Here is a 2,526-nt window from a genome sequence, read left to right on the forward strand (position 1 = left end):
CGGCGCGTGACCTTCGAGCTCGGCGCCCGCGCCAGTGCGGCGGTCGGCCCGGTCGATCCGGCGATCGCCGCCGGGCTGGAGGCCGCAGCCGCCCGCCACGGTATCGCGACGATGCCGCTCGGCAGCCCGGCCTCGCATGATTCCGCGGCCTTCGCCGCGGCCGGGGTGCCCATTGCGATGCTGTTCGTGCGCAACGAGCATGGCAGCCATAACCCGCTGGAGGCGATGGAGATCGACGATTTCCTTGCGGCCTGCACGATCCTCGCCGATTGGGTGGCGCGAGAGGTCGCCTGAGTTGCCGCGCAATGCCATGCTGAACAACCTGCCTGCTGTTCCGGGACTTCGCCGATGAGCCGCCGCCCCCGCATCCTCGTCCTCAACCCCAATTCCAATGAAGCGGTCACGGAAGGGCTGCGGCAGGCGCTGGCACCGCTCGCCTTCGCCGAGGGCCCGGAGATCGTCTGCGAGACGCTTGCCGAGGGGCCGGCCGGCATCGAGACGCAGGAGCATGTCGAGAGCGTCACGCTCCCGCTGCGCCGCCGTGTCGAGGCGGCCAACAACGTCGATGCCTTCGTCATCGCCTGCTATTCGGACCCCGGCCTGCATGTTGCCCGCGAAGGCACGGCAAGTCCTGTCTTCGGCATCGCCGAATGCGGTGTGCTGACGGCGCTGACGCGGGCCGAGCGCTTCGGCGTCATCGCGATCAAGTCCCGCTCGATCCCGCGTCACATCCGCTATCTCAGGCAGATGGGCCAGATGGACCGGCTTGCCGGCGAGCGGCCGCTGGAAATGTCGGTGGCGGAAAGCGCCTCGGGCGAAGGCACGCTCGCGCGCATGATCACGATCGGGCGCGAGCTCCGGGACGAGGATGGTGCGGGCGTTATCGTCATGGGCTGCGCCGGCATGGCGCGGCACCGCCGGCAACTGGAGGATGCCCTCGGCATTCCGGTGATCGACCCCACGCAGGCCGCGGTCGCCATGGCGATCGGCACGGTCATGGTGCGCTGAGAAGGACAACAGCAGATGACGGCCCAATACGACCTGGTGATTCGAGGCGGCACGATCGGCTCCGCGACCGGCAGCTTCCGTGCCGATCTCGCCGTCAAGGACGGCAAGGTCGCCGCAATCGGGCTCGGCCTCGCGCCGGGCGCCCGCGAGATCGACGCCGACGCCAAGCTCGTACTGCCCGGTGGCATCGACACCCATGCCCATGTCGAGCAGGTCTCGGCCGGCGGGCTGCTCAACGCCGACACCTTCGAGAGCGCCACGACCTCGGCTGCCTTCGGCGGCAACACGACTCTGATCTCCTTCGCCGCGCAGCATCGCGGCCTCGATCTCAGGCAGGTCGTCGACGACTACGCGGCATTGGCCCGACGCGGCGCGCTGATCGACTATGCCTTCCACCTCATCGTCGCCAATCCCGATCGCAAGACGATCGCCGAGGACCTGCCGGCACTGATCGGGGAGGGGCATGCCTCGATCAAGGTCTTCATGACCTACGACCTGATCAAGGTGGACGACGAGCCGCTGCTCGACCTGCTGCTCACGGCAAGGCAGAATCGCGCGCTGGTCTGCGTCCATGCCGAAAACCACGGCATGATCTCCTGGATGGGCAAAAAGCTCGTCGAGAAGGGTTACGTCGCACCGAAATACCATGCGATCAGCCATCCGCGCGGTTCGGAGGCCGAGGCCTTCAACCGACTCATCACCGTGGCCGAACTGCTCGACCAGCCGATCATGATCTTCCACGTCTCGACGGCGGAAGGGGCGCAGGCGATCCGCGATGCGCGCGGGCGCGGCCTCAAGGTCTTCGCGGAGACCTGCCCGCAATATCTCTTCCTGACCCGGCACGACCTCGACAGGCCCGGACTCGAAGGCGCCAAATGGATGTGCTCGCCGCCGCCGCGCGAGGAGGCGGACCAGGAGGCGCTCTGGCAGGCCCTGGCGCTGGGCGATATCCAGACGGTCTCGTCGGACCATGCGCCCTACCGCTTCGATGAGACCGGAAAGCTCTCCGCCGGCCCGAACCCGACATTCAAGCAGATCGCCAATGGTCTGCCGGGGCTCGAGACGCGCTTGCCCCTGCTGTTCGACGCGCTGGTCTCGACAGGGCGGCCTGAATTCGCCGGGCGGGGGCTGGAGGCCTTCGTGAATCTCACCGCGACCGCACCTGCCGAGATCTACAACCTTCCCGGCAAGGGCGCTCTGCTTCCCGGCTACGACGCGGATATCGCGATCTGGAATCCGGCGAAGACGGTCACAATCACCGACGCGGCGATGCATGATCGCACCGGCTTCACGCCCTTCGCCGGCCGCAGCGTGACCGGCTGGCCGGAACGCGTCCTCGTACGGGGGCAGGAGATCGTCGGCGACGGCAATGTGACGGCAACCCCCGGTTCGGGGCGCTGGCTGGGCCGCACGGGCGGCAGCGCAGCGACGCCGACCGGCAAGCTCGTCGCCGATATCGATCCGGCGCGGAATTTCGGAGCGACACTGCTCGATTGAGAAATGGCGCGCCGCACCCGA

General features: G+C 68.0%; 3 protein-coding genes. All 3 read left to right on the forward strand.

Annotated features, from left to right (window positions below):
* Nucleotides 1-294 (forward strand): M20/M25/M40 family metallo-hydrolase (locus tag ACIPIA_RS14080; RefSeq protein ID WP_400510448.1); only part of this gene is annotated, 294 nt, incomplete at its 5' end.
* A 54-nt stretch (nucleotides 295-348) separates the two neighbouring features.
* Complete coding sequence (locus ACIPIA_RS14085; protein ID WP_400510450.1) at nucleotides 349-1,008, forward strand: aspartate/glutamate racemase family protein; 660 nt, start codon at nucleotides 349-351, stop codon at nucleotides 1,006-1,008.
* A 15-nt stretch (nucleotides 1,009-1,023) separates the two neighbouring features.
* Nucleotides 1,024-2,505: a dihydropyrimidinase gene (gene hydA, locus ACIPIA_RS14090; RefSeq protein ID WP_400510452.1), complete on the forward strand. Its 1,482-nt coding sequence runs from the start codon at nucleotides 1,024-1,026 to the stop codon at nucleotides 2,503-2,505.
* Nucleotides 2,506-2,526 lie beyond the last annotated feature (21 nt).

The sequence above is a fragment of the Allobosea sp. CER48 genome (assembly GCF_044752385.1).
Taxonomy (GTDB): Bacteria; Pseudomonadota; Alphaproteobacteria; order Rhizobiales; family Beijerinckiaceae; genus Allobosea.

Excerpts from the sequence above, each read along its gene's own strand:
- ACIPIA_RS14085 (WP_400510450.1), top strand. The coding sequence starts at position 349 with ATGAGCCGCCGCCCCCGCATCCTCGTCCTCAACCCCAATTCCAATGAA.
- hydA (WP_400510452.1), top strand. The coding sequence starts at position 1,024 with ATGACGGCCCAATACGACCTGGTGATTCGAGGCGGCACGATCGGCTCC.